Genomic DNA, 24308 nt, shown 5'->3' on the forward strand with positions numbered 1-24308 from the left:
AGCGACCGACAGGTGGCGCGCGCCAGGGCCTTTGGCGCAGCGCGTCGACGCTCCCACGCGTACAGCCCGCCGCGCGTGGGCAGCCCAAGGGTGATGCAGTTGTGCGCCGGCAGGCGAGTGCCTTGCAAGGGAGCGGGCCGGTTTGACATCGACGCCGAAAGATTCATGAATCTGCCTCACCAGTGCATGCGCATTCGGATGGCTAGTCGGGGGAGTGCCGCGTCGCCAGAATGACGTGAACACACAAGGAACACACCATGGACTATCGAAGACTGGGCCGCAGCGGCCTGAAGGTGTCGCCGCTGTGCCTCGGCGCCATGATGTTCGGCGGCGAGACCGACGAGGCCACGTCTGCGCGCATCGTCGCCAAGGCGTTCGACCAGGGCATCAACTTCATCGACACCGCCGACGTGTACCACGCGGGGCGCTCCGAAGAAATCGTCGGCCGAGGGTCCGAACGAGCAGGGCCAGTCGCGCCGGTGGATCGTGCAGTCGGTCGAGGCGAGCCTGCGGCGCCTGAAGACCGACTACATCGACATCCTGTACTTCCACCGCGCGCTGGCCGATGTGCCGCTCGAAGAGGGCCTGCGCGCCATCGGCGACCTGATCCGCCAGGGCAAGCTGCGCTACTACGGCGTGTCCAACTTCCGCGGCTGGCGCATTGCCGAGATCGCGCGCATTGCCGACCAGCTCGGCATGGACCGCCCGGTGGTCAGCGAGCCGCTCTACAACATCGTCGACCGCACGGCCGAGGTGGAGCAGCTGCCGGCGGCGGCGCACTACGGCCTGGGCGTGGTGCCGTACAGCCCGCTTGCGCGCGGCGTGCTCAGCGGCAAATACGCGGTGGACGCACCGCCGCCGCCCGACAGCCGTGCCGGCCGTGGGGACAAGCGCATGCAGCAGACCGAGTGGCGCCCGGAATCGCTGAAGATCGCGCAGGCCGTTGCCGCGCATGCCAAGGCGCGGGGCACCACCTCGATCGCGTTCGCGCTGGCATGGGTGCTGCACAACCGGCTGGTCAGCGCCACCATCGCGGGGCCACGCACCGAAGCGCAATGGGACAGCTATGCCGATGCGCTTCGCCTGGAACTGGGCCCGGACGACGAGAAGTTCGTCGACGGCCTGGTGCCGCCGGGCCATGCCTCCACGCCCGGCTACTCCGACCCCGGCTATCCCGTCGAAGGGCGGGTGGCCGGCTGAGGCCCGCGCGCTTTTCTCCACCTTTCATTCCCCTTTTCGAAAGCACCACCCCATGACGCTTGCCCATGCCTACGCGGCCCGGTCCGCCACCACGCCGCTGGCGCCCTTCACCTTCGAACGCCGCACGCCCGCCGCACGCGACGTGGCCATCGACATCCTCTATTGCGGCGTGTGCCACTCCGACCTGCACACCGTGCGCAGCGAATGGGGGCCGGCCGCCTACCCCTGCGTGCCGGGGCACGAGATCGTCGGGCGCGTGCGCGCGGTCGGCAGCGACGTGTCGAAGTTCAAGGTCGGCGACCTCGTCGGCGTCGGCTGCATGGTCGACAGCTGCCAGCACTGCCAGCCCTGCAACGACGGCCTGGAGCAGTACTGCGACAACGGCATGACCGGCACCTACGACAGCCAGGAGCAGGTGTCGCGCGCCAACACGCTGGGCGGCTACTCGGACCACATCGTGGTGTTCGAGAAGTTCGTGCTGAAGATCTCGCACGACGAGAAGTCGCTGGCCGCCGTGGCGCCTTTGCTGTGCGCGGGCATCACCACCTATTCGCCGCTGCGGCAATGGAAGGTGGGCCCGGGCTCCAAGGTGGGCGTGGTGGGCCTGGGCGGGCTGGGCCACATGGGCGTGAAGATCGCGGCGGCCATGGGCGCGCACGTGGTGCTGTTCACCACCTCGCCCGGCAAGACCGAGGACGCGAAGCGCCTGGGCGCCGCGCAAGTCGTGGTCTCGAAGAACGAGAACGAAATGGCCGCGCACCGCAACAGCTTCGACCTGATCGTCAACACCGTGGCGGTGTCGCACGACCTCGACCCCTTCGTGCAGCTGCTCAAGCTCGACGGCACGCTGGTGCTGGTGGGCGCGCCGAGCACGCCACATCCGTCGCCCGGCGTGTTCGGCCTGATCACCAAGCGCCGCCGCATCGCGGGCTCGATGATCGGCGGCATTGCCGAGACACAGGAAATGCTCGACTTCTGCGCGGCGCACGGCATCGTCTCGGACATCGAGACCATCGCCATGCCGAAGATCAACGAGGCTTACGAGCGCATGCTCAAGAGCGACGTGAAGTACCGCTTTGTGATCGACATGGCCACGGTGGCGCAGTAGTTCAGCTTGCCGAAGGCGCTGCGGGCCGCAGCCGGCGAGGGGCCGGGTGGCGGGGGCTGCGTGTGCATCGTTGCGTCCTTGGCGGTTGTCAAAGCATAGCCTTTGACATCTGCGGTTGCAGTTCGCGGCCCGAATCTCCTTGCGTCCTACGCCGATCGCGCCGCCCATGGCAAAGCATCGAAGCAATGCATAAATTGATACTTGTGACAACACTGGGGTTGAGTGCGTCTTGCGCACTCGTGCAGGCCGAGCCGATCAAGGTGCCGGTCGACAGCGACGACAAGGGCACCGTGTACGTGGCGCCCAACGTCAACCCGACCGAGCAGGCTGCCACCGTCAACGGTGCGACCGTCGGCGTGCAGCGGGCCGACGGCAGCGGCACCTACATCGGCACCGACACCTCCACGCCGCGGCCGACCTATTCGCTGGGCGCCAGCACGGGCGGCAACGTGTCGCTCAACGGCGGCGTGTCGTCCGACGGCAAGGCCAACAACGGCGTGAAGGCCGGGGTGACCATCAAGTACTGAGCGTTGCTCAGACCGAGGTGCCGTACACGATGAAGCCGTCGTGGGTGGCCACCTTGTCGTAGAGCAGGCGACCCGCAGCGTTGGTCACATGCGTCTGCCAGTACACGCGGTGTCCGCCCGCGCGCTTGACCCGGTCGTACACGCCCTGTATCAGCTGCCGCCCCACGCCCCGTCCGCGCTCCGAGGGCAGCGTGAACAGGTCCTGCAGGTAGCAGGTCGGCTCGATGCGCGTGGTGCTGCGGTGGAACAGGTAGTGCGTCAGGCCGACCAGCTGCCCATCGCGCTCGGCGACCAGCGCATGCACCGGCTCGTACGCATCGAAAAAGCGCTGCCAGGTGATCTGCGTGATTTCTTCGGCCAACGCGGTCGGGCCCTCGCGGCCATAGAAGGCGTTGTAGCCGTCCCAGAGCGGCTTCCATGCCGTGTAGTCGTCCGGCGCCGGAGGGCGAATCGAAAGGGAAGAGGTCGTCATGCGTGTGCTGCCTGCGCGTTGAAAAAGCGAAGGCCAGATTGCAACACGAATCGGCTTCTCGCTCGGGGATGCGGGCTCGCCGCACGCACGCGAGCAGCTACCATCGCCCCAGCGCGAACCGTGCCGCAAACCTCCAGATGACCGTTTCAAACACCCCGATCGATGACCCCGTCATCCAGTCCGAAGCATCCATCTCTCGCATGGGTGAAAAGTGTCCTTGAGACCTGACGAGACAGTCGCCGCCGGCCGCAAGGAAGCCTATCGCGAGCAGACGCTCAGGCGCCTGCAGCTCACCGCCGTCGAGATGGGCGTGACGGCGGTGCTGGGTTCGGCGGTCGCTCTGCTGGCGCGGCTGCTGATACCCACGCCAGAGTACGTCTGGCTGCGGGTACTGCTGCTGCCGCTGACGGCGTTGTTCGCCTGGATCATCGTCAAGGCGCCTTCGGTAAGGGCTTACGGTGTCGCCTGCATGGCGACCATTGCCACCGTCAGCCTCAACAGCTACCTGGGCGCGCTGGGCACCGACCGGCCGCTGATGTACTTCCTGCCGGCGGCCACCATCATCGTGCTGGCCACCAGTTTCTTCTGGATCACGTGGGGCCAGTGGATCGGCGGGGCGCTGGCTTGCTATGCGCCGTTCGTGCCCTTCGTGGTCGACCACACCGCAAACCGCACCGACACCGTGTTCAGCCTGCTGTTCGCGGCGATGGCGCTGGTCACGGGTTTCGTCAGCCACCTGCGAATGCAGGACTACCAACGCCGCGCGTTCGATCAGGAATGCCGGCTGGCCGAGCTCTCCGTCACCGACACGCTCACGGGTGCCCGCAGCCGGGCCGAGTTTCTCCAGCAGGCTGAAAACGCCGCGGCCAGCGCCCGTGTGTCTGGCGCGCCGCTCACGCTGCTGTACCTGGACATCGACCATTTCAAGCGCCTCAACGACGCGCACGGCCATGCGGCGGGCGATGCGGTGCTGCGCGGCATGTCTGACGTGCTGCAGCAGGCCTTGCGCGACAGCGACGTGTTCGGCCGACTGGGCGGAGAAGAATTCTGCGTGCTGCTTCCCGGCCAGGGCGAAGACAAGGCCCGGGCGCTGGCGGATCGCTTGCGCATCCTGCTGGCGGCGGTGCCGCGGCCCGACGGGCAGCTCACCGTCTCGGCCGGCATTGCCGGCATGCGCGGCGGCGAATCCGTTCTGCAGACCCTGCACCGGGCGGACCTCGCGATGCTCCAGGCCAAGCAATCCGGCCGCGATACGGTGTGCGTCGCAAGCTAAGCACGGTAACGGCCGTTGTGATTTTTGCGTAGCGGCCCAAGCGGCCAGCCAGGATTTCTGGCATGTGTTTGTTCCTGCGCCGCAACGCGCCTTGACACGGGAAGAGCCTTCAGGGCGCGAAGAATTCCCTCAGCGCGCGTTCAGGCAAGCGCCCCCGCAGTCCGATGGCGACCACACCGGCGCGCGCGTCGCCTGCAGGCGGCAATGCCTTGCGCAGTGAGCCGTGGCGGCCGGCAAATTGCACCTCCGACCATTCGGCTTCGCCGGTTCGCAGCAAGCCCTTAAGCCGCAGCACGCCCGGCGGCATCCGGCGCAGCCAGGCGCGCAGCGTGGCCGCGGCAATCACGGCGTCGGGTTGCACGCTCCAGGTCTGGAACATGGCGCCGTGGTCGGGAGCGCCATGGTCGTGGTGCGCGTGACAGTCGTGGCCGCAGGCATGCGCCACTTCGGGCGGCACTGCTTCCGCGTGCAGCGACCCGGACAGCAGCGCCAGCGGCACCGCCGATTCGGTGGTCTGGATGCACGGCGTGTCGGGCACCGTCGCCTCGACCCAAGCCATCGCCGCAGCCAGCGCCCCGGCGGACGCCAGGTCGGCCTTGTTCACCACCACGAGGTCGGCCGATTTCAGCTGCCGCACCAGCGTGTCGGCCAGCATCGGGTCCTGGGCCTGCTGCGCCGCCGCGCTCGCATCCACCAGCACGATCACGCCTTCCAGGCTCAGTTCCGGCGCAGCCATGCCGATCTGCGCGATGCGCCAGGGGTCCGACACGCCGCTCGCCTCGATCACCACCGCGTCGAACGGCGGGCTCGCCTCGATCACGCTCACCAGCGCGCGCCCCAGGTCGTCGCCGATCTGGCAGCACACGCAGCCGTTGGTCAGCGCGGTGGTGTCGCCGTGCGTGGCGGCGATCAGGTCGGCGTCGATGTTGAGCGCGCCGAAGTCGTTCACCAGCACCGCCATGCGCAGCCCGTCGGCCTCGCGCAGCCAGCGGTTGAGCAGCGTGGTCTTGCCCGCGCCCAGGAAGCCGCCGATGACGGTGAGGGGCAGGCGCTTCTTGTGTGAGGTCGTCACGCGGTCTTCAACCCCTCAGCCTCTTTGTGCCTCGAACACGCGGCCCGACAGCACGGTGCCCCAGACGCGCGCGTCCTTCAGGGCCATCGGGTCCATCTCGAGCGGGTCGTCTTCCAGCACGCAGAAGTCGGCGCGCTTGCCGCATTCGATGCTGCCGATTTCGCCGTCGAGCTTCAGCGTCCACGCCGCGCCGAGCGTGACGGCGCGCAGCGCCTGCGCCACGGTGATGCGCTCGGCCTCGCCCAGCAGCCTGCCCTTGGGCGTGACGCGGTTCACGGCGCACCACGCGGTGAACAGCGGCCCCAGCGGCGTGACCGGCGCGTCGGAATGAATGGCCAGCGGCACGCCCGCGGCCAGCGCGCTGCCGCAGGCGTCGAGCCGGTTGGCGCGGTCGGGGCCCATGGTCATTTCGTAGTGCTGGTCGCCCCAGTACCAGATGTGATTGGCGAACAGGTTGGCGCACAGGCCCAGTTGCGCCATGCGGCGGAACAGCGGCGCATCGATCATCTGGCCGTGCTGCAGCGTGTGGCGGTGGTCGGGGCGCGGTGCGCGCGTGAGCACGCGCTCGATGGCGTCGATGGCCACCTCGCTGGCCTCGTCGCCGTTGGTGTGCGTGTGGATCGTGAGGCCGGCGCGGTGGTAGGTTTCGAAGTCGGCCTCGTACTGCGCGGGCGCGGTCACCCAGATGCCGTTGGGCGCGCCGTTGAAATGCCCGGGCCAGCGCAGCCGCGCGGAAAAGCCCTGGATCGAACCGTCGAGCATCATCTTCACCAAGCCGTAGCGCAGGCGGTCGGTGTTGCGCGGCAGCAGCGCTTTCACATGCTCGGCGCCCTGCGGTGCACCGTGCGTGCCATGGAAGGCCTGGAACGCAGGCAGTATGCGCACGCCGAAGCCGTCGTCCTGCGTCACCTTTTCCAGCACGCCGCAGTCTTCGGGCGTGAGCTTGTTGACGAGGTCGGTCGCGGTGGTCACGCCCTGCAGGCAAGCCAGCCTGGCGAACGAGCGCACGCCGGCCTCGGTCATCGGCGCGAGCAGGCCGGCATTGCCGATCTTGCGCAGCACCAGGAACATGGCGGCCGGCTCCTGCAGCTCGCCGGTGGGCTCGCCTTCGAGGCCTTCGCCGGCGCCTTCGCCGAACTTGACCACGCCTTCGACCTCGTTGTCGCTTGTGATCTGCGCAATGCCCAACATCGCGCTGTTCACGTTCATCAGGTGTCCGTTGGCATGGCCGATGACGACGGGCCGCGTGGCGCTCGCACGGTCGACGTGCTGCACCGTCATGCGTTCGCCGCCGAAATAGATGGGGTCGAAGCCCCAGGCGACGAGCGGCTCGGTGTCGGGCACGCCGTCGGCGTTCATTTGCGCGGCCACTTCGGTGAGGCGCGACACCACCTCGTCCATGGAGCGCAGGCCGCTCCACACCTTGCCCGCCGGGTCGCGGCGGTCGAACCAGCCGAGGTACGTCCAGTCCCACATGCTGCCTTCCTTCAGGTGGCAGTGGCCTTCGACGAGGCCGGGCATCAGCACCTTGCCTGCAAAGCGTTCGTCGAGCGTGAACGATCCCCAGGCCTGCATGTCCGCCAGCGTGCCGACGGCCAGCACGCGGCCGTCGCGCACCGCCACGTGCGTGGCGTGCGGCTGCATCGGGTTCATGGTGAGGATCTTGCGGGCCGTGTAGACGGTGGTGGTTGCGTTGTTGGGGCTCATGGCGATTCTGGAAGCGAAAGGGGCGGGCGCGCCAGGCCGTCGACCACGTCGACGCGCCGGCAGCGCACCCAATGATCGGGCGCGACTTCGCGCAGCGGGGGCAGCTCGGCCGTGCAGGCCGGCTCCGCCACCGGGCAACGGCCGGCAAAGCGGCAGCCCTTGGGCGGGTCGATGGGGCTCGGTGGATCGCCGCTCAGCTTGATGCGGTGCGCCGCGCGCCGGCGCCCGCCACTCACGGTCGGCACCGCCGACATCAGCGCCACGCTGTACGGGTGCAGCGGGCGCGCGAAGAAGCTGCGCCGCGGCGCGCGCTCGACGATCTGCCCCAGGTACATCACGGCGATGTCGTCGCAGATGTGCTCCACCACGGCCATGTCGTGCGAGATGAACAGGTAGGTCAGCCCCAGCTCGCGCTGCAGCCGTGCGAGCAGGTTCAGTATCTGCGCGCGAATGGCGATGTCCAGCGCCGACACCGGCTCGTCGCACACCACCAGCTCGGGGTTGGTGGCCAGCGCCCGCGCGATGTTGATGCGCTGGCGCTGCCCGCCCGAGAACTGGTGCGGAAACAGGTGCTGCTGCTCGGGCCGCAGGCCCACCGCCTCGAACAGCTCGGCCACGCGGCGCGTGCGCTCGTCGGGCGTGCCCACGCGCATCAGGTCCAGCGGCGCGCGCACGGCGGCGCCCGCGCGCTCGCGCGGGTTCAGCGAGGAAAAGGGGTCCTGGAAGATGATCTGCATGCGCGTGCGCGCCTGGCGCAGCGCCTCGCCCTGCAGCGCGCCCAGGTCGGTGTCGCCCAGCCGCATGCGGCCCGATGTGAAGGGCGCAAGCCGCATCACCGCCAGCGCGGTCGTGGTCTTGCCCGAGCCCGATTCGCCGACCACCGCCAGCGTGCTGCCGCGGCGCACCTCGAACGAGACCCCGTCCACCGCCTTCACCACCTCGGGCGTGCGGCCCCAGCCGGTCTTGCCGCGCGGAAAGTGCACCTTCAGGTCATCGACCGAGAGCAGGGTGTCGGTCTTGCCGATGAATGTCATGCGGCCACCTTGTCGCGTTGTTCGAGGGATTGCGATGGCGCTTCGGCATGCAGCCAGCAGGCCGCGCCGTGCGGCAAGCCTGACGCCACCTCGCCATGCACCGCGAACATCGGCGGCACCTCGAGCGCGCAGCGTGCCATCGCACGCGGGCAGCGCTCGCGAAAGGCGCAGCCCGTGCCCAGCTCCCAGATGGACGGCACCACGCCCGCGATCTCGGCGAGATCTTCGCGCGCACCGTCTCCATAGGCGGCGCTGCTGCCCAACTCCGGCAGGCAGTCGATCAGCCCGCGCGTGTAGGGATGGCCGGGCTCGGACAGCACCTGCTCGGTGGTGCCCTGCTCGATCACGCGGCCCGCGTACATCACCATCACGCGGTCGGCCATTTCGGCGACCGCGCCCATGTCGTGCGTGATGAGCACAATGGCCGTGCCCTTCTCGCGCTGCAGCTCGCGCAGCAGGTCGAAAATTTGCGCCTGCACCGTCACGTCGAGCGCGGTGGTGGGCTCGTCGGCAATCAGGATGTCGGGGCGGCAGGCCAGCGCCATGGCGATCATCACGCGCTGGCGCATGCCGCCGGAGAGCTGGTGCGGGTACTCGTCCACGCGCCGCTCGGGCGCCGGAATGCCCACCTGCCGCAGCATCTCGATGGCGCGCTGGTGCGCCTCGCGGGCGTTCATCCCCGCATGCAGCTGCAGCGACTCGCCGATCTGGTCGCCCACGGTGAACACCGGGTTCAGCGATGTCATGGGCTCCTGGAAAATCATCGAGATGCGGTTGCCGCGCACCTCGCGCATGCGCGCTTCGCTGGCCTGCATCAGGTCTTCGCCCTGGAACAGCACGCGGCCCTGGCGAATGCGCCCCGGCGGCGACGGAATGAGCCGCAGCAGCGCCAGCGCCGTCATGCTCTTGCCGCAGCCCGACTCGCCGACCACGCACAGCGTTTCGCCGGCGCGCACCTCGAAGTCGACCCCGTTGAGCACCAGCGCCTGGCCGCGGCGGGTCTTGAACTCGACATGCAGGTCCTGCACGCGAAGCAATGCTTCGTTGTGGGTTGCCATCAGCGCTCCCTCAGCTTGGGGTTCAGGGCGTCGTTCAGGCCGTCGCCGATCAGGCTGACCGCCAGCACGGTGACGAAGATCGCCGCACCCGGGAAGGCCACCGCCCACCAGCAAGACAGCACGTACTGCCGGCTGGAGCCGATCATCAGCCCCCAGCTCATCTGGTTCGGGTCGCCCAGCCCCAGGAACGACAGCCCCGCCTCGAACAGAACGGCCGCGCCGATGGCCAGCGTGGCCGACACCACCAGCGGCGGCAGTGCGTTGGGAAGAATCACCTTCCAGATGATGCGCGCGTCGCGCGCGCCGATGGCCCGCTCGGCCCGCACGAACTCCAGCCCGCGGAACTTCATGAACTCCGCGCGCGTGAGGCGGGCGGTGCCCGTCCAGCTCACGATGCCGATGGCCAGCGTCACGGTCACCAGCGTGGGCGAGAACAGCGTGACCACCACCATCGCGAACAGCAGCGCGGGCAGCACCTGGAAGAACTCGGTCAGCTTCATCAGCGCCGCGTCGACCTTGCCGCCGTAGTAGCCGGCAAACGCGCCCAGCGTGATGCCGATGGCCACCGACAGCAGCGCGGCCACCGCGCCCACCAGCAGCGTGGCGCGCCCGCCGTAGATCAACGCGGTGAGCACGTCGCGGCCCAGGTAGTCGCTGCCCAGCCAGGCGTCTTCGCTGAAGGGCGGCGTGAGCGGCGCGGTCTTGATCTCGAACGGGTCGGCCGGGTAGAACCAGGGCCCGGCGATGGCCACCACCAGCACCGCCAGCAGCATCGCCATGCCGACGATGGCGGCGGGGTTGCGCAGGAACATGCGCAGCGCCTCCACGCCCGGGTGTTCCACGCGCACGGCGGGTGCGGCAACGGAAGGCATCGCAGTCACCTTGTTCATGAGGCCTTGATCCGTGGGTCGATGAAGCGATAGCACAGGTCGGTGAGCTGGTTCATCACCACCACCACGACCGAGGAGAACAGCAGCACGCCGAGGATGGTCGGGTAGTCGCGCCGCAGCACCGACTCGAAGGCCAGGCGGCCCAGGCCCGGCCAGTTGAACACCGTCTCCACCAGGATGGCGCCGGCCAGCACGTTGCCGAACTGCAGCCCCAGCACCGTGACCACCGGCAGCAGCGCGTTGCGCAGCGCATGCTTGTAGAGAACCACGCGCTCGGCCAGGCCCTTGGCGCGTGCGGTGCGAATGAAGTCCGAGCCCAGCACGTCGAGCATCGACGAGCGCGCCAGCCGGCTGTATTGCGCCAGGTACACCAGGCTGAGCGTGAGCGTGGGCAGCACCAGGTGGTAGGCCACGTCGATCATGTCCGCGAGCCCGCCGGTGCCGCTCGAGTCGATGGCGCGCATGCCCGACACCGGCAATATCGGAAACACTGAGGCCAGCAAGATCACCAGCATGATCCCCAGCCAGAACACCGGCGCCGCGAAGCCCACCAGCGACAGCACGGTGATGAACTGCGACAGCCAGCCGTTCGGCTTGCGCGACGACAGCACGCCCAGCGCCGTGCCCGCGAAGAAGGCGAGCAGCACCGAGCTCAGCACCAGCAGCAACGTGGCCGGCACGCGCTCGGCGATCAGGTGCGTCACCGGCAGGTTGAAGAAGTACGAATAGCCCAGGTCGCCTCGCGCCACCTTGCCCAGGTACACGCCCAGCTGCACGGGCAGGGATTTGTCGAGCCCGTACTGCGCGCGCAACTGCGCCATCAGCTCGGGCGACATGCCGCCGCTGGCCCCGGCAATGGTTTCCACCGGGTCGCCCGGCGCGGCGTGCACCAGCACGAAGTTGAGAACCACCACCGCCGTCACCAGGCCCAGCGCCTGCAGCAGTCGCGATGCGATGTAGCGCAGCATGCCCATGACCCGCGCCTTACTTGAAGTACACCTCGTCCATGGGCGACATCGGCCCCCAGATGGTGGTCGGCACGTTGCCGAGCTTCTTGCTGGTGATGGTGTGGTACGGCACCTGGTTGATGAACGCGATGGGCAACTCGTCGGTCACGATCTTCTGGAAGGTGGCGTAGTAGGCCTTGCGCTGCGTGGGGTCCATCAGGCTGCCGGCGGTATTGAGCAACTCGTCCACCTTCGGGTTGGCGTACGACTGGGTGTTGGTCCAGACGATGGGCTTGATGTTGGTCGACAGGTAGGTGCGGTGCACGCCGATGATCGGGTCGCCCCAGTTGAACACCGTGTCCATCGACAGGTCGAAGTCGTGCGAGGCCAGCCGCTTGGCCCAGGCCGGAAAGTCGGCCGAGGCGCGCACCTCCACCGTGATGCCCACCTTCTTGAGCTGCCCGCGAACGTATTCGGCCACGTTCTTCTGCTGGTCGTCGGCGCCGGGCAGGTAGTCGATGGTGAGCTTGAAGCGCTCGCCGCCGGCCCCGGCCTTGTAGCCCGCGGCGTCGAGCATGTCGGCCGCCTTCTTCAGGTCGAGCGGGTAGCGCACCAGGTCAGGCACCGCGAACGGGCTGCTGCCCACCAGCGGGCCGTCGGACACGGTGGCGAAGCCGCCCATCAGCGCCTTGGTGATGAAGTTCTTGTCCAGCGCGGTGGCAATGGCCTTGCGCACCTGCACGTCGGACAGCGGCTTCTTCGCCGTGTTGAAGGCCAGCCAGTTGAGCGCGCCGATGCCGTCGTAGCCCTTGGGCGTGAGCGACACCTTGGGGTCGTTGGCCAGGCGCTTCAGGTCGGTGGGCAGCGTGGCGAAGGGCACCATCTGGATGTCGCCGCGCTCCAGCCCGAGGATCAGGCTGGCCGAGTCGGGCGTGATGTTGACGATGATCTTGTCGAGGTAGGGCCTGTTCGGCAGAAAGAACTTGTCGAAGCGCTCCAGCACCACGCGCTGCGCGGGCTTGAAGTCGGTCACGCGGAAGGGGCCCGAGCCGATCACGTCGGTGCTGTTGCGCGGATGGTTCTTCAGGTCCTGCCCGTCGCCGTAGATGTGCTTGGGAAGAATGGGGCACAGCGCGGGCGACATCGCGAGAACGATGGCCGGGTGCGGCACGCTCATGCGCACGATGGCGGTGTAGGCGTCGGGCGTTTCCACCTTCTCCACCGGGCCCATCATGGTGGTGAACGGGTGGTTGGCCTTGATGGCCATGATCGAGAAGGCCACGTCGGCCGAGGTGACGGGCTTGCCGTCGTGGAACACCGCGTCCTTGCGCAGCTTGAGCGTGAGCGACTTGCCGTCGTCGGCCAGCTTCCACGACTCGGCGAGGTAGGGCTGCGGGTTCCACTTGTCGTCGAAGCGCAGCGGGCTCGCGAAGATCTGCGTCGAGGGCAGGGCGGTGGCAATGCCCGACTGCACCGCGCCGTTCAGGTGCCGGGGCGTCTGCGTGCTGCCGATGACCAGCGTGCCGCCGCGCTTGGGCTCGTCGGCCGCGAACGCGGACAGCGGCAGCAGCCCGCTCGCGGCCATGAGCGTGGCGGAAAGCAGCGTGGTGCGGCGCGTGAAGACCGCATCGGCCGCGAGCGAAGGAATCGAGGGCAGCGAGGGAAGCGTGGGGATCGGCATGACAGGACCTCAGGGAGTTCGACACAGGCAATCGGTTTCGGTCCGCGGCGTTGCATGACCTCGGTGTCGAAGATAGGCGCTTGGTGCGCGCCGGCGAAGAGCCAACGCCGCGCGAGTCACAGGGCCAGAAGGCACGGGTTTGCCCCGTTGTGCGACGGGGCCGTGCGCCACATCGGGGAATGCGCGTGCGCGGTGCGTTTCCCGATGAGGCGAGGCGCCGCGCTGCCTACTTCTCGTCGCGCAGCCAGTACCACTTGTAGAGCATGCGTTGCCCCATGCGCCGGAACGGCGCGAACGCGCGCGACTCCACCATGCCCAGCACGTTGGGAAAGGGCAGCGGCGAGCCGTAGATGGGCAGTTCGAACACGTCCTTGCCCGTGTCCTTGCCCGCCACCCGCTCGGCCAGCCGCTTGCCGGCCCAGGTCGAGAAGGACACGCCGTTGCCGCCGTAGCCCACCGCGTACCAGACCTTGCTGTGCGCCTCGGGCTGCGTGATGCGCGGCATCATGTCGTGGCTCATGTCGACCCAGCCCCACCACGAGTAGTCGATGCGGATGCCCGCCAGCGGCGGAAACTTGCGCGCGATGGCGTCGGTCAGCAGCTTCAGGTGCACCGGGTCTTCGGCGTCGGCGCCGGTCACCGCGCTGCGGCTGCCGATCTGCAGCCGGTTGCCCTCGAGCAGACGGTAATAGAAGCGCAGCGTGCGTGTGTCGGTCAGGAAGGTCTTCGAGCGGAAGCGGGTGGCCTGCAGCTCCGCATCGGTGAGCGGCCGCGTGACCACCGAGTTCGACAGGATCGGCATGAGCCGGTTCTTCAGCAGCGGGCTCAGCGCCTGCCCCGTGTAGCCGCCGGTGCACACCGCTACGCGGCGCGCGCGCACCACGCCGGCCGGCGTCTGCAGGTGGTGCACGCCGTCGACGGTGTGCCAGCCCTGCACCGGACTGGAGGTGTGCACCTTCACGCCCAGCGCGCGGGCGCGCTGCATCAGGCCGAAGGTGAACTTCAGCGGGTGGATGCCGATGCCTTCGGCCTCGAACATCGCGCCCACGGTTTCGCGCTCGTCGCAGTAGTTCTCGCGCACCTCTTCGGCGCTCATCATGCGGGTGGCGTAGCCGAACTTCTCGCGCATGAGCCGCGCCTCGGCGTCAAGCACCGGCAGCTTCTCGGGCCGGTGCGCCAGGTAGAGGTGGCCGCCGTCGTACGCGTCGCAGTCGATCTGCGTGGTCAGGTGGCGAAAGTTCTCGAAGCCGCTGCGAATCTCGGCGTCGAGCCGCCTGGCGGTGTCCATGCCCCAGCGCTGGATCCATTGCGAGCGCTTCAGGCGTCCGCTCGCGTTCTGCCCCTGGCCGCCGCTGCGGCTGGAGCAGCCCCAGGCGGCCTGGTTGGCTTCGAGCACGGTGGCGCGAATGCCGTGCTCCTGCGCCAGGTAGAGCGCGGTCGACATGCCGGTGGCGCCCGAGCCGATGATGGCCACGTCGACATCGATGTCGGTCACCAGCGGGCCGTCGTCTTCCGGTGGCGTGCCGGCGCTGGCCACCCACCAGGTCGGTGCATAGGCGCGGCCCGCGCCGGGGTCGGGTGCGTGCAGCGGGTCGTACTGCGGGTCGTAGGGGCGCATGGGCACCTGCAGCGGCTGCGGCTCGAACGATGCGGCGTCGATGGCTGCGCTGGCGGTGGCGAACTGCACGGTGCCTGTCATGGTCATGAAGGGCTCCAGGAAGGAAAAAGAAAGGGTTCGGCTCAGTTCGCGGCGGGCAGGTTGGGCCGGGCCTTGCGGAACACGTTCTTCAGGTGGATCTTTGCGCCCCGGAAGGTGAACACGTCGATGCCGTCGGTCTCGATGCGGCTGCCGTCGGCGGCGGTGCCGGTGAAGGTCCATTGCGAGGTGCCGAAGTCGCCATGCACAAAGTGTTGGCCGTTCACCCACTGCGCGTCGGGCACCGCGGCCCACGCGGCGGCGAAGGCCTTGCGCACCGCCTCGGTGCCCACATTGCGCGTGCCGCAGGCGTCGGGGCCGGCGGCGGTCTGGAAGATGCAGTCGTCGGTCATGAAGCCCATGAGCGCGTCGATGTCGTGGCGGTTCCAGGCGTCGCTGAAGGCGGCGAGGGTGTCGGTGGTCACGGTAGAGGCAGAAGATTCGGTCACGCGGGAGCTCCGGAAATTGATGGGCAAGCGTAGGCAGCCCGCTGCCCGCGCGATAGGGCCAGTTGGGGGGATTCGACCGAGCCAGAGCGCCGGCCAAAGGGCACGAACGGCATCGGCTGCCCTAAACTGCGGCGCACCATGCCCCCGAACCCGCGAGCCACTCAATGGGCGCAGCTCTTCGCGCTGCCCGACCAGCCGGCACTGCCGTTGCAAGCCCGCTTGCGCACCGCCGTGGTTCAGGCCATCCTCGAAGAACACCTGAGCCCCGGCGCGCCCTTGCCTTCGTCGCGCGAGCTCGCGGCGCTGCTCGGGCTGAGCCGCAACACGGTCACCTCCGCGTACCTGCAACTCATCGACGAAGGCTTCCTGGAAGCGCGCCCGCGCAGCGGCGTGTTCGTGGCGCGCAACGCGCGGCCGGTGTCCGCCGCACATGCGGAGCCGCTCGTGAGCCGCAGCGGGCAGGCCAGCCAGCCGCCGGACTGGTCGGGGCGCGTGCTGCGCTCGCTGATGGACAAGCCCACGCTCTCCAAGCCCGACCGGTGGCGCGACTACCCGTACCCCTTCGTCTACGGCAACTACGACCCGCAGCTGTTTCCCACCGAAGACTTTCGCGAGTGCTGCGCGCGCAGCCTGGCGCGCTCGCAGCTGCCGCACTGGACGCCCGACTTCGAAACCGACGACGTGCCCGACCTGATCGAGCAGATCCGCACGCGCCTGCTGCCCAAGCGCGGCGTGTTCGCGCTGAAGGAAGAAATTCTCGTGACCATGGGCGCGCAGCACGCCTACTACCTGCTGGCCGAGGCGCTGTTCGACGAGCAGACGCGCGTGGGGCTCGAAGAGCCGGGCCATCCGCATGCGCGCAACAGCTTCTCGTTGCGCCAGCCGAAATGGGTCGAGGTCGATGTCGATGAAGACGGGCTGGTGGTCGATGCGCTGCCCGCCGCCGACTACCTGTTCGTGACCCCGTCGCACCAGAGCCCCACGACGGCCACGCTGAGCCTGGAGCGCCGGCAGTGGCTGCTGCGCAAGGCGGAGCTGCAGGACTTCGTGATCATCGAGGACGACTACGAGGCCGAGAACCTGTACGAAGGCAAGCCGATGCCCGCGCTCAAGAGCCTGGACAAGACGGGGCGGGTGATCTACGTGGGGTCGGTGTCCAAGAGCCTGTCGCCTGCGCTGCGGCTGGGGTTCATCGTGGCGCCGCGCGCGTTGATCAAGGAACTGCGCGTGATTCGCCATGCGATGGTGCGGCACCCCAGCGCCTTCCTGCAGCACGCGTACGCGCTGTTCCTGTCGCTGGGGCATCACGAGTCGCATGCGCGGCGGGTGAACCACGCCATGCAGGAGCGGCTGGCGCTGGCGGCCCAGGCGCTGCGCGACCATTTGCCCGATTTCGAATTCCGGCTGCCGTCGGGCGGCGCGTCGATCTGGGTGCAGGCGCCGACGTGGGTGGACGCGACCGAGCTGTCGCTGATGGCGCGCAACCATGGCGTGCTGATCGAGGCGGGGGACGTGTTCTTTGCCAAGCCGCCGTACCCGTGCCCGTTCTTCCGGCTGCGGTTGTCGTCCATTGCGGCAGCGCAGATTCCTGCGGGCATCCGGGCGTTGGGGCTGGCAGTCGAAGAGCTGGCGTTGGCGCGGGGCGAAACGCGGCCGGCGGGTGGCCGCACGCACTGAGCCTTGCGGCCCCGGCTGAAGGCCGAAGCGCACCGCTGGCGTGCGGCGCGCACCAGAACGAGGGTAAGTCCCGAGCCACTGGCTCTACGCACGCACAAGCGCTGGCACTTCCTGGCTGGCGGTGTTGGGTGCAAAGTCCGCTGCGAGATTCACCCTCCAGGAGAAAACAGATGACCTTGTCCCGACGTCTTTCCCTCCAGTGCGCAGCCCTCGCGGCGGCAATGACCCTCGGTGGCGCAGCCTTCGCGCAGACCAAGGAGGTCACCTTCGCTCACCAGGACATGCTGGTGCCGCTGCGCCTGGTCATGGAGTCCGGCGAGGTCGAGAAGGCCACGGGCTACAAGATCAACTGGCGCATGTTTTCGGGCGGTGGCGACGTGATTCGCGCCATGGCGTCGGGCGACGTGCAGATGGGCGAAACCGGCTCCAGCCCGCTGACGGCCGCGGCCAGCCAGGGGCAGGACATCAAGCTGTTCTGGATCTCCGCCGACATCGCCGACGCCGAGGCGCTGGTGGCGCGCAACGGCTCCAACATCAACAGCATGAAGGACCTGGCCGGCAAGAAGGTGGCCACGCCGTTCGTGTCGACCGCGCACTACCAGTTGATGGCCGGCATGAAGATGGACGGCGTCGACCCCAAGAGCGTGAACGTGATGAACCTTCGCCCGCCCGAGATCGCGGCGGCGTGGGAGCGCGGCGACATCGACGCCACGTTCATCTGGGACCCGGTGCTCTCCAGGATCAAGGCCAACGGCAAGACCATCGCCACTTCGGGCAGCATCGGCAAACGCGGCGCGCCCACGTTCGAAGGCATCGTGGTCAACGCCAAGTGGGCTGCCGCCAACGAGCCGTTCATGGTCGCGTTCGTGAAGGCGCTGAACCGCGCCAACGACGAATACAAGGCCACCGGAAAGAGCTGGACGCCCGACTCGCCGCAGACCAAGGCCATGGCCAAGTGGACCAAGGCCGACCCGAAGGACGTGGGGCCTGCAATGGCGCTCTACACCTTCCCGACGATGGCCGAGCAGCTCTCGCCTGCGTGGCTCGGTGGTGGTGCTGCGAAGGCGATGGCGAACACGGCGGCCTTCCTGAAGGAACAGGGGCGCGTGCAGGAGGTGAAGCCCGACTACAACGCTTTCGTGACCACTGCTTATGTCGAGAAGGCGATGGGCAAGTAGGGGGTGCTGTCGGTTGGACACGCCGCTGTTCAGGGCGTAGCTCACGCCGACGGGGTGCCTGTCGATCAGAGCGGTCGTTGACCGGGGCAAACCAGCAGCGTGCCCACGTGCGAAGAGCATCGGGTGCTCCCCGCAGCGAAATAAAGGAGGAGGCCGAAGGCCGGGGGACATTCGCGGAGGGGAGTACCCGGTGTTCTTCGCACTCGCCCTGAACGTGCAGCCTCGAACACTCAACGGAGAAACGAACATGCCCACGCTAGACATCCGGGACCTCACGGTCAACTACGCAGTCAAGGGCGGCACGCTGCAGGCGCTGGCCCCGGTCAACCTCACCATGCACGACGGCGATTTCGTCGTTGCGTTGGGTGCGTCAGGATGCGGCAAGACCACGCTGCTCAACAGCATCGCCGGCTTCCTGCCGCCCTCGACGGGGGAGATATTGCTGGACGGCAAACCGGTGGTCGGCCCCGGGGCCGACCGTGGCGTGGTGTTTCAGAAGCATGCGCTCATGCCCTGGCTCGACGTGCGCGACAACGTGGCACTCGGCCTGCGGCTGGCTGGTGTGGGAAAGGCCGAGCGTGACCGCATCGCCGAAGAAAAGCTTGCCCTTGTCGGCCTGGAAAAGTACGCCGGCCGTGCCGTGTACGAACTCTCCGGTGGCATGCAGCAGCGCGTGGGCATTGCGCGCGCACTGGCCAGCGACCCCGCCGTGCTGCTGATGGACGAACCCATGGGCGCGCTCGATGCGTTCACGCGCGAACAGGTGCAAGAGATTCTTCTGCACGCCTGGTCCAAGTCCAACAAGATGGTGTTCTTCATCACGCACTCGGTGGAAGAGGCGCTGTTCCTGGCCACCCGGCTGATCGTGATGAGCCCCAGCCCCGGGCGCATTTCGCATGTGTACGACGACGTGCCCTTCTCGCGCCAGTTCCTGTCGCACGGCGATTCACGCAAGGTGAAGTCCGAGCCCGAGTTCATCCGCATGCGCGAAGAAGTGCTGTCCATCATTCACCACCGCGAGGCCGTCCATGCCTGAGGTCACCATCGCATCGCCCCGTGTGGTCAACGCTGCCATGACGCCACCGTCCAAGCCCGCCGCCACGCCGCCGCCCGCAGCCGGCACCAAGCTCAAGACCAGCGCCTTCAAGGTGCCGGGCGAAGGCTCCAGCGTGGTCATCAGCGTGGTGACCGTGACATCGCTGATCGCGCTGTGGTTCCTGGTCACCAACATGGGTTGGGTCAAGCCGCTGTTCCTGCCGACGCCGCAGGCCGTGTTCCAGCAGTTCTACGAATACCTGACCGGCCAGGCCAACGACAAGCCGCTGTGGCAGCACTTTCTGGCGAGCATGTTCCGCGTGTTCTCGGCCTTTTTCCTGGCCTGCGCCACCGCCATTCCGGTGGGCATTGCCATGGGCATGAGCCGCTTCTGGCGCGGCATTTTCGATCCGCCGCTGGAGTTCTACCGGCCGCTGCCGCCGCTGGCGTACCTGCCGCTCATCATCATCTGGTTCGGCATCGACGAGCTGCCCAAGGTGCTGCTGATCTTCTTGAGCTGCTTCGCGCCGCTGGCACTGGCCGCGCGCTCGGGCATGCGCAGTGCGTCGCAAGAGCAGATCAACGCGGCGTACTCCATGGGCGCGAGCTACATGCAGGTGATTCGCCATGTCATCCTGCCCTCGGCCCTGCCCGACATCCTGGTGGGCATGCGCATCGCCATCGGCTTCGGCTGGACCACGCTGGTGGCCGCCGAGATGGTGGCGGCCAGCGTGGGGCTGGGTCAGATGGTGCTGAACGCGTCGAACTTCCTGCGCACCGACATCGTCATCATGGGCATCATCGTCATTGGCGTGGTGGCTTATCTGTTCGACCTGCTGATGCGGTGGCTCGAGCGACGGCTGGTGCCCTGGAAAGGGCGCATGTAGGCGCAGCAGAGATCGGCGACAGCGGCGACACCTGCAATGCGGGCGGCAAGGTCGGCATCGCCTGGCCGGCCGGCGCCATCGACTGCTCCAGAAAGTCGAGCATCGCGCGCATCGCGGCGCTGTTGTGGCGGCGCTGCGAGTAGGCCGCATACAGCCAGTGGTCGCGCGGCATGTGCTCGCGCAGCACCGGCACCAGCGCGCCGCGCTCCAGGTGCGACTGCGCCAGCGGCTCGGGCACGTAGGCCACGCCCACGCCGCGCAGCGCCAGCTCGATCAGCGCCACGGCGTCGTTGGCTTCCATGCGGCTGTGCACTGTCACGTCGTGCGGCTTGCCGTCGGTCTCGAAGGGCAGGTGCGTGGTGGGCATCGACGAATAGCTCAGCATCTCGTGGCGGCCCAGGTCCGCGGGCACCTGCGGCATGCCGCGCTGGGCCCAGTAGGCCGGCGTGGCGCACACCACCATGTCGTACTGCACCAGCCGGCGCACGATCAGGTTCATGTCGTCGATGCGCCCGCCGGTCAGGTGGATGTCGATGCCTTCCTCGATCAGGTCGATGTCGCGGTTGGTGAACACCAGGCTCACGTACACGTCGGGGTAGAGGCGAATGAACCCGGCAATCACGTCGGACAGCCAGCCCGCGATCAGGCCGTTGGGCGCGCTCATGCGCAGCCGCCCGCGCGGGTGCGAGCCGTGGGCCTGCAGGTCGTTCAGGGTGTTTTCGGCCATGGCCACCAGCTCGGTGCTGCGGTCGAGCAGCACCTGGCCGGCGTCGGTCAGGCTCAGGGAGCGGGTGGAGCGGTTGAGCAGGCGCACGCCGCTGCGCTCTTCGAGCTCGGCCACGTAGCGGCTGACCGTGGCCTTGGACATGCCCAGCGAAATCGCCGCGCGGGAGAAGCTGCGCCGGAACGCGACTTCGCGGAATGTTTTGATGAGATCGAGGCCGTCCATAGATGGGCGGATTGTTCCAGCTTCCGGGGCTGGGGTCTTTCCGCGGGGCATCGCAGGTTTCCCCCTCGAAGCGGCGATGACTGCGTGGCTATACTGCCGCCGTCACGCCAAAAAAAGAGCGTGATCGGGATTGGTCTCCTGAAGCATCTCTGCGACGAAAGCCGCAGTCACCCGCAAGGTCTGCGGCTTTGTCGTTCGTGCCTCCAGTTTTGGCGGCTCGACGGGCGGGCGCAAGCCCGGCCGGTTCTCGCAAGAGGTGCCCGGTAGACCAACTCGTCGAGCTGCCGCCTCCGATTGGTCTCGGGAGCGGTGGTTTCAGTAAACCGCACCTCTTGGAGGCCATTCATGGCTCATGTTCCCCCGTTCCCCGAATCTTCTTCGGCAACCGCCCGCGCCGAAGCGCTCGCGCTGCAGGCATGCGACGGCGTCGACAGCCTTCGCGTCGTGCAGCGTGCGTATGCGTGCATCGAAAAGCTCATCGATCCGCAGCGCGTGCAAGACACGGAAGAGGTCTGTCCGAACCGGTCCGAACTCAGTGCGCTGGTGCAAGTGGTCAATGAAGAACTGCATCGACGGATCGAGACGGCCGATGCCGCGGTGCGGTCGCTGCGCGTTGCTGTGAGCGAAGGCGGGGCGACATGAAGACCTTCGATGCCGATTTGACGTATCGGCTCTCGTCCGAGGAGTGAGGGGTTTTGAGGTCACAAACTGTGACCTCAAAACGCAGGCCAGAGCATTGCGCTCTATGCGTTCAACGAACAGGGCGTAGCGACGTTGTCATCGGTGCTGCGCTTGGCAGGCGCAGTCAGGCAAGCACTTTCAAGCCGTGTTTTTCAACGACGGAAAGCAACTTGAGCGCCATGCCGCTGGGCCGCTTGGTGCCGGCCTCCCACTTTTGAACAGTCGATTCGCTGGTGTTCAGATAGCGCGCGAAAACCGGCTGACTGACATGCGCAGCTTCGCGAATCAGCTTGATCTGCTTGGGCGCGAAGGCTGGCGGAGCGACGAGGCAGGTTTCGTCGAACTCGCGCATGGTGGCCTTGTCGATGGCGCCAACTTTTCGCAAGGCGCTCGCAGAAGCGTGAATGGCCTCGAAAGCATCGCTCTTGAACTTAGGCTTTGTCGTCATGGCATATCTCCACAAAATGTTTGTCGCTCACCAATTGAGCGATCTGTAAATCCGTCAGCCCGGCGTAGCTCTTTGCCAGCAAACGAAACGCAGCCAGTTCGTCGTCTTCGATGTTGTCGCGATCCTTCTTGGCGAACAGGTACTCGTAAATCCAATACCGTCCGCCTTTGGCGAGCACGATGGAGCGATGCATGTTGTCGTTCAACCGCTTCTTGAAGACACCGCCGCCCAGGTCGTCTGCTTGCCCAGCCATCACTTGGTCGATGGCCTCGCACAAATCCTCATCGCTGATTCGAGCCTTCTTCGCATCCTTCCCGAACCTGGTCGTCTTGAAGACGCGCGTTTTCTTTTTCTGCTGCATGTTTTAGTGTATCACCGGGTGCTACTTTTCCAGGGCAGGCACCTCGCAGCAGGTCAATTCACGGGAGAGGATTTTCGACTCAAGGCCAGCTTGGCACGCGGCGAGAGGGTTGCATGAATCCTTGTTCAGAGCGCGCTACTTCGGCCGGCGTAATCGCACCGGCCCACCCTTGGACGTCGCATCCACCTCGTCAGCCCCCCGCGTGACCCGCAGCGTTCCCTGGGCCGCCAATTTCGCGGCCACCTGGCGCACGGCAGGCATGAGAGCGCGCCAACCAGGATCGTCGCTCGCCAGCGCGCGCGCAACCTCCGACGGGCAGATCGAAGCGGACGCATCGCGCCGGTCGAGCAGCGCAAAGATGGTCTGCTCGACCTTCGGGTCGGTCGCAGCAACGGACGCATCGCTCGTCATCGCGGTGCGCCCTACAGCGACTCCGGCCGCGCGCGCATGCCATCCGCAGTGCTTCGAATCGCGGCCCGCTCCTCATCGCTGAAGCGCTGCAGGTTGCGGGTCATCATGACCGTGCGCGGGTTCTTCTCCAGCAGCGGCTCGTGCCGCGCCACGAAGTCCCAGTACATCACCGTCATCGGGCATGCGCCTTCGCCGCTGCGCTTGGCCGGCTTGTAGCGGCAGCCGTCGCAGTAGTTGCTCATGCGCTTGATGTAGGCGCCGCCCGCCGCGTAGGGCTTGGTCACGAAGCGCGCGCCGTCTGCGAAGAGCGACATGCCCACGGTGTTGGGCAGCTCGACCCATTCCACCGCGTCGACATACACCGACAGGTACCACGCATGCACCTGCACCGGCGCCACGCCGAAGGTGAGCGCGAAGTTGCCGGTGACCATCAGCCGCTGGATGTGGTGCGCGTAGCCTGTGCGCAGGGTCTGGCCGATGGCCTGCTTCATGCAGTTCATGCCGACCTTGCCGGTCCAGTACCAGTCGGGCAGCTTGGTGTGGTGCCCGAGCGCATTGGCCTCGGCCAGTTGTGGCATTCGCCACCAGTACACCCCGCGCATGAATTCGCGCCAGCCGAGTATTTGCCGCACGAAGCCTTCCACCGACTCGATGGACACGGCGCCCGCGCGCCACCGCGCGACCGCCGCATCGATGACCTCGCGCGGGTCGAGCAGCTTCAGGTTCAAGGACGACGACAGCAGCCCGTGGTACAGAAAAGGCTCGTCGGTCCACATGGCGTCCTGGAAGCGGCCGAAGTCCTGCAGCCGCACGGCCATGAAGTCGTTCATTGCCACGAGGGCCTGCTCGCGCGTGACAGGCCAGTCGAACTGCGCCGCGCTGCCGTAGTGGTCGCCGAAGTGCGCCTCGACGTCGGCCAGCACCTCGCGCGTGAGGGCATCGGGCGCGAACGAGGGCGGCGGCGGCAGCATGCCCGGGCCGTTGCGGCCGAAGGCGCCGCGGTTGTCGTGGTCGAAGTTCCATTGGCCGCCTTCAGGTTGGCCGCTGTCGTCCAGCAGCACCTGGTGCTTGGTGCGCATGCGCCGGTAGAAGGCCTCCATCACCAGGCGTTGCTTGCCCTGCGCGTGCTCCGCGAACTCGGCGCGCGACGCCATGAAGTGCAGGTCGTCCCGAACCACCAGCCGCACGTTCGCCGCCTGGCAGACCCTGGCGATCGCCTGTTCGAGGCGCCATTCCCCGGCATCGACCGTCACGACCGCGCCGGGGCGGTGGCGCGACAAGGTGTCGGTCAATGCGTCCTCCAGCGAGGCGAAGGGGTGGGTGCCCAGCTTCAGGTAGTCGAGGGGCATGCCGCGCGCGGTGAGCGCCTCGGCGAAGTGGCGCATGGCAGACAGGAAGAGGGCGGTGCGCATCTTGGTGCTGGGCACATGCTGCGACTCTTGCGGCACCTCGGCCATCCACACACGGTCTTGCGCGGGGTCGAAGCCTTCGAAGGCGACGCTGGTAAGGCTCAGTTGGTCTCCGAGGACCACGATCAGGTTGCGCATGAGGGGTACCGATGTACGGG

23 protein-coding genes and 1 pseudogene are annotated in these 24308 nt (G+C 67.5%); 9 read left to right on the top strand and 15 right to left on the bottom strand.

Annotated features, from left to right (window positions below):
• The first annotated feature begins 257 nt into the window (after positions 1–257).
• From ACSFA5_RS01165 to ACSFA5_RS01175, 3 genes and pseudogenes are all read left to right on the top strand, one after another.
• A pseudogene (locus tag ACSFA5_RS01165) lies at positions 258–1200 on the top strand (aldo/keto reductase).
• A gap of 52 nt (positions 1201–1252) precedes the next feature.
• On the top strand, positions 1253–2308 hold the full coding sequence (locus ACSFA5_RS01170) for an NAD(P)-dependent alcohol dehydrogenase (protein ID WP_435442170.1): 1056 nt from the start codon (positions 1253–1255) through the stop codon (positions 2306–2308).
• Between the two features lie 218 nt (positions 2309–2526).
• Positions 2527–2835 (top strand): hypothetical protein, encoded by a 309-nt coding sequence (locus tag ACSFA5_RS01175; protein WP_435442171.1) that lies wholly within the window; start codon positions 2527–2529, stop codon positions 2833–2835.
• Positions 2836–2842: 7 nt separating this feature from the next.
• On the opposite strand, the gene ACSFA5_RS01180 is transcribed toward ACSFA5_RS01175, so the two are convergent.
• Positions 2843–3307, bottom strand: a complete 465-nt coding sequence (locus tag ACSFA5_RS01180) for a GNAT family N-acetyltransferase (protein WP_435442172.1) — start codon at positions 3305–3307, stop codon at positions 2843–2845.
• Positions 3308–3518: 211 nt separating this feature from the next.
• Here ACSFA5_RS01180 and ACSFA5_RS01185 point away from each other — a divergent pair, with 211 nt between their 5' ends.
• The gene (locus ACSFA5_RS01185; RefSeq protein ID WP_435442173.1) at positions 3519–4580 is read left to right on the top strand and encodes a GGDEF domain-containing protein; all 1062 of its coding nucleotides are present in this window, start codon (positions 3519–3521) and stop codon (positions 4578–4580) included.
• Between the two features lie 109 nt (positions 4581–4689).
• Here the strand turns inward: ACSFA5_RS01185 and ACSFA5_RS01190 are convergent, their stop codons facing one another.
• The 9 genes from ACSFA5_RS01190 to ACSFA5_RS01230 form a co-directional block, all read right to left on the bottom strand.
• The gene (locus ACSFA5_RS01190; RefSeq protein ID WP_435442174.1) at positions 4690–5652 is read right to left on the bottom strand and encodes a CobW family GTP-binding protein; all 963 of its coding nucleotides are present in this window, start codon (positions 5650–5652) and stop codon (positions 4690–4692) included.
• A 15-nt stretch (positions 5653–5667) separates the two neighbouring features.
• Positions 5668–7359 (bottom strand): amidohydrolase, encoded by a 1692-nt coding sequence (locus tag ACSFA5_RS01195; RefSeq protein ID WP_435442175.1) that lies wholly within the window; start codon positions 7357–7359, stop codon positions 5668–5670.
• Positions 7356–8393: an ABC transporter ATP-binding protein gene (locus tag ACSFA5_RS01200; RefSeq protein ID WP_435442176.1), complete on the bottom strand. Its 1038-nt coding sequence runs from the start codon at positions 8391–8393 to the stop codon at positions 7356–7358. Before ACSFA5_RS01200 ends, ACSFA5_RS01195 begins: the two co-directional genes overlap by 4 nt.
• Positions 8390–9451, bottom strand: coding sequence for an ABC transporter ATP-binding protein (locus ACSFA5_RS01205; protein WP_435442177.1), 1062 nt, complete (start codon positions 9449–9451; stop codon positions 8390–8392). Before ACSFA5_RS01205 ends, ACSFA5_RS01200 begins: the two co-directional genes overlap by 4 nt.
• Entirely contained in the window at positions 9451–10341 is an 891-nt protein-coding gene (locus ACSFA5_RS01210; protein WP_435442178.1) for an ABC transporter permease, read from the bottom strand. The genes ACSFA5_RS01205 and ACSFA5_RS01210 overlap by 1 nt, the downstream gene beginning before the upstream one ends.
• A complete protein-coding gene (locus ACSFA5_RS01215; RefSeq protein WP_435442179.1) occupies positions 10338–11315 on the bottom strand; it encodes an ABC transporter permease in 978 nt (325 codons plus the stop codon). Before ACSFA5_RS01215 ends, ACSFA5_RS01210 begins: the two co-directional genes overlap by 4 nt.
• Positions 11316–11325: 10 nt before the next feature.
• Positions 11326–12873, bottom strand: a complete 1548-nt coding sequence (locus tag ACSFA5_RS01220) for an ABC transporter substrate-binding protein (RefSeq protein ID WP_435442974.1) — start codon at positions 12871–12873, stop codon at positions 11326–11328.
• Between the two features lie 322 nt (positions 12874–13195).
• Complete coding sequence (locus tag ACSFA5_RS01225) at positions 13196–14674, bottom strand: NAD(P)/FAD-dependent oxidoreductase (protein WP_435442180.1); 1479 nt, start codon at positions 14672–14674, stop codon at positions 13196–13198.
• A gap of 35 nt (positions 14675–14709) precedes the next feature.
• Positions 14710–15114: a nuclear transport factor 2 family protein gene (locus ACSFA5_RS01230; RefSeq protein ID WP_435442181.1), complete on the bottom strand. Its 405-nt coding sequence runs from the start codon at positions 15112–15114 to the stop codon at positions 14710–14712.
• Between the two features lie 138 nt (positions 15115–15252).
• Here ACSFA5_RS01230 and pdxR point away from each other — a divergent pair, with 138 nt between their 5' ends.
• From pdxR to ACSFA5_RS01250, 4 genes are all read left to right on the top strand, one after another.
• A complete protein-coding gene (gene pdxR / locus ACSFA5_RS01235; protein ID WP_435442182.1) occupies positions 15253–16791 on the top strand; it encodes a MocR-like pyridoxine biosynthesis transcription factor PdxR in 1539 nt (512 codons plus the stop codon).
• 170 nt (positions 16792–16961) lie between these two features.
• Complete coding sequence (gene tauA / locus ACSFA5_RS01240; RefSeq protein WP_435442183.1) at positions 16962–17969, top strand: taurine ABC transporter substrate-binding protein; 1008 nt, start codon at positions 16962–16964, stop codon at positions 17967–17969.
• Between the two features lie 247 nt (positions 17970–18216).
• Complete coding sequence (locus ACSFA5_RS01245; RefSeq protein ID WP_435442184.1) at positions 18217–19005, top strand: taurine ABC transporter ATP-binding protein; 789 nt, start codon at positions 18217–18219, stop codon at positions 19003–19005.
• A gap of 37 nt (positions 19006–19042) precedes the next feature.
• The gene (locus tag ACSFA5_RS01250) at positions 19043–19891 is read left to right on the top strand and encodes an ABC transporter permease subunit (RefSeq protein WP_435442975.1); all 849 of its coding nucleotides are present in this window, start codon (positions 19043–19045) and stop codon (positions 19889–19891) included.
• On the opposite strand, the gene ACSFA5_RS01255 is transcribed toward ACSFA5_RS01250, so the two are convergent.
• On the bottom strand, positions 19809–20840 hold the full coding sequence (locus ACSFA5_RS01255; RefSeq protein WP_435442185.1) for a LysR family transcriptional regulator: 1032 nt from the start codon (positions 20838–20840) through the stop codon (positions 19809–19811). The genes ACSFA5_RS01250 and ACSFA5_RS01255 overlap by 83 nt on opposite strands.
• A gap of 345 nt (positions 20841–21185) precedes the next feature.
• Between ACSFA5_RS01255 and ACSFA5_RS01260 the strand changes: the two genes are divergently transcribed.
• Positions 21186–21482: a hypothetical protein gene (locus tag ACSFA5_RS01260; protein WP_435442186.1), complete on the top strand. Its 297-nt coding sequence runs from the start codon at positions 21186–21188 to the stop codon at positions 21480–21482.
• Between the two features lie 163 nt (positions 21483–21645).
• Here the strand turns inward: ACSFA5_RS01260 and ACSFA5_RS01265 are convergent, their stop codons facing one another.
• The 4 genes from ACSFA5_RS01265 to ACSFA5_RS01280 form a co-directional block, all read right to left on the bottom strand.
• Positions 21646–21969, bottom strand: a complete 324-nt coding sequence (locus ACSFA5_RS01265) for a helix-turn-helix domain-containing protein (protein ID WP_435442976.1) — start codon at positions 21967–21969, stop codon at positions 21646–21648.
• Complete coding sequence (locus ACSFA5_RS01270) at positions 21953–22330, bottom strand: type II toxin-antitoxin system RelE/ParE family toxin (RefSeq protein WP_435442187.1); 378 nt, start codon at positions 22328–22330, stop codon at positions 21953–21955. The genes ACSFA5_RS01265 and ACSFA5_RS01270 overlap by 17 nt, the downstream gene beginning before the upstream one ends.
• A 135-nt stretch (positions 22331–22465) precedes the next feature.
• Entirely contained in the window at positions 22466–22741 is a 276-nt protein-coding gene (locus ACSFA5_RS01275; RefSeq protein WP_435442188.1) for a DUF3253 domain-containing protein, read from the bottom strand.
• An 11-nt stretch (positions 22742–22752) separates the two neighbouring features.
• On the bottom strand, positions 22753–24288 hold the full coding sequence (locus ACSFA5_RS01280) for a cryptochrome/photolyase family protein (RefSeq protein ID WP_435442189.1): 1536 nt from the start codon (positions 24286–24288) through the stop codon (positions 22753–22755).
• Between the last annotated feature and the right edge of the window lie 20 nt (positions 24289–24308).

This window comes from Variovorax monticola (assembly GCF_051216855.1).
Taxonomy (GTDB): Bacteria; Pseudomonadota; Gammaproteobacteria; order Burkholderiales; family Burkholderiaceae_C; genus Variovorax.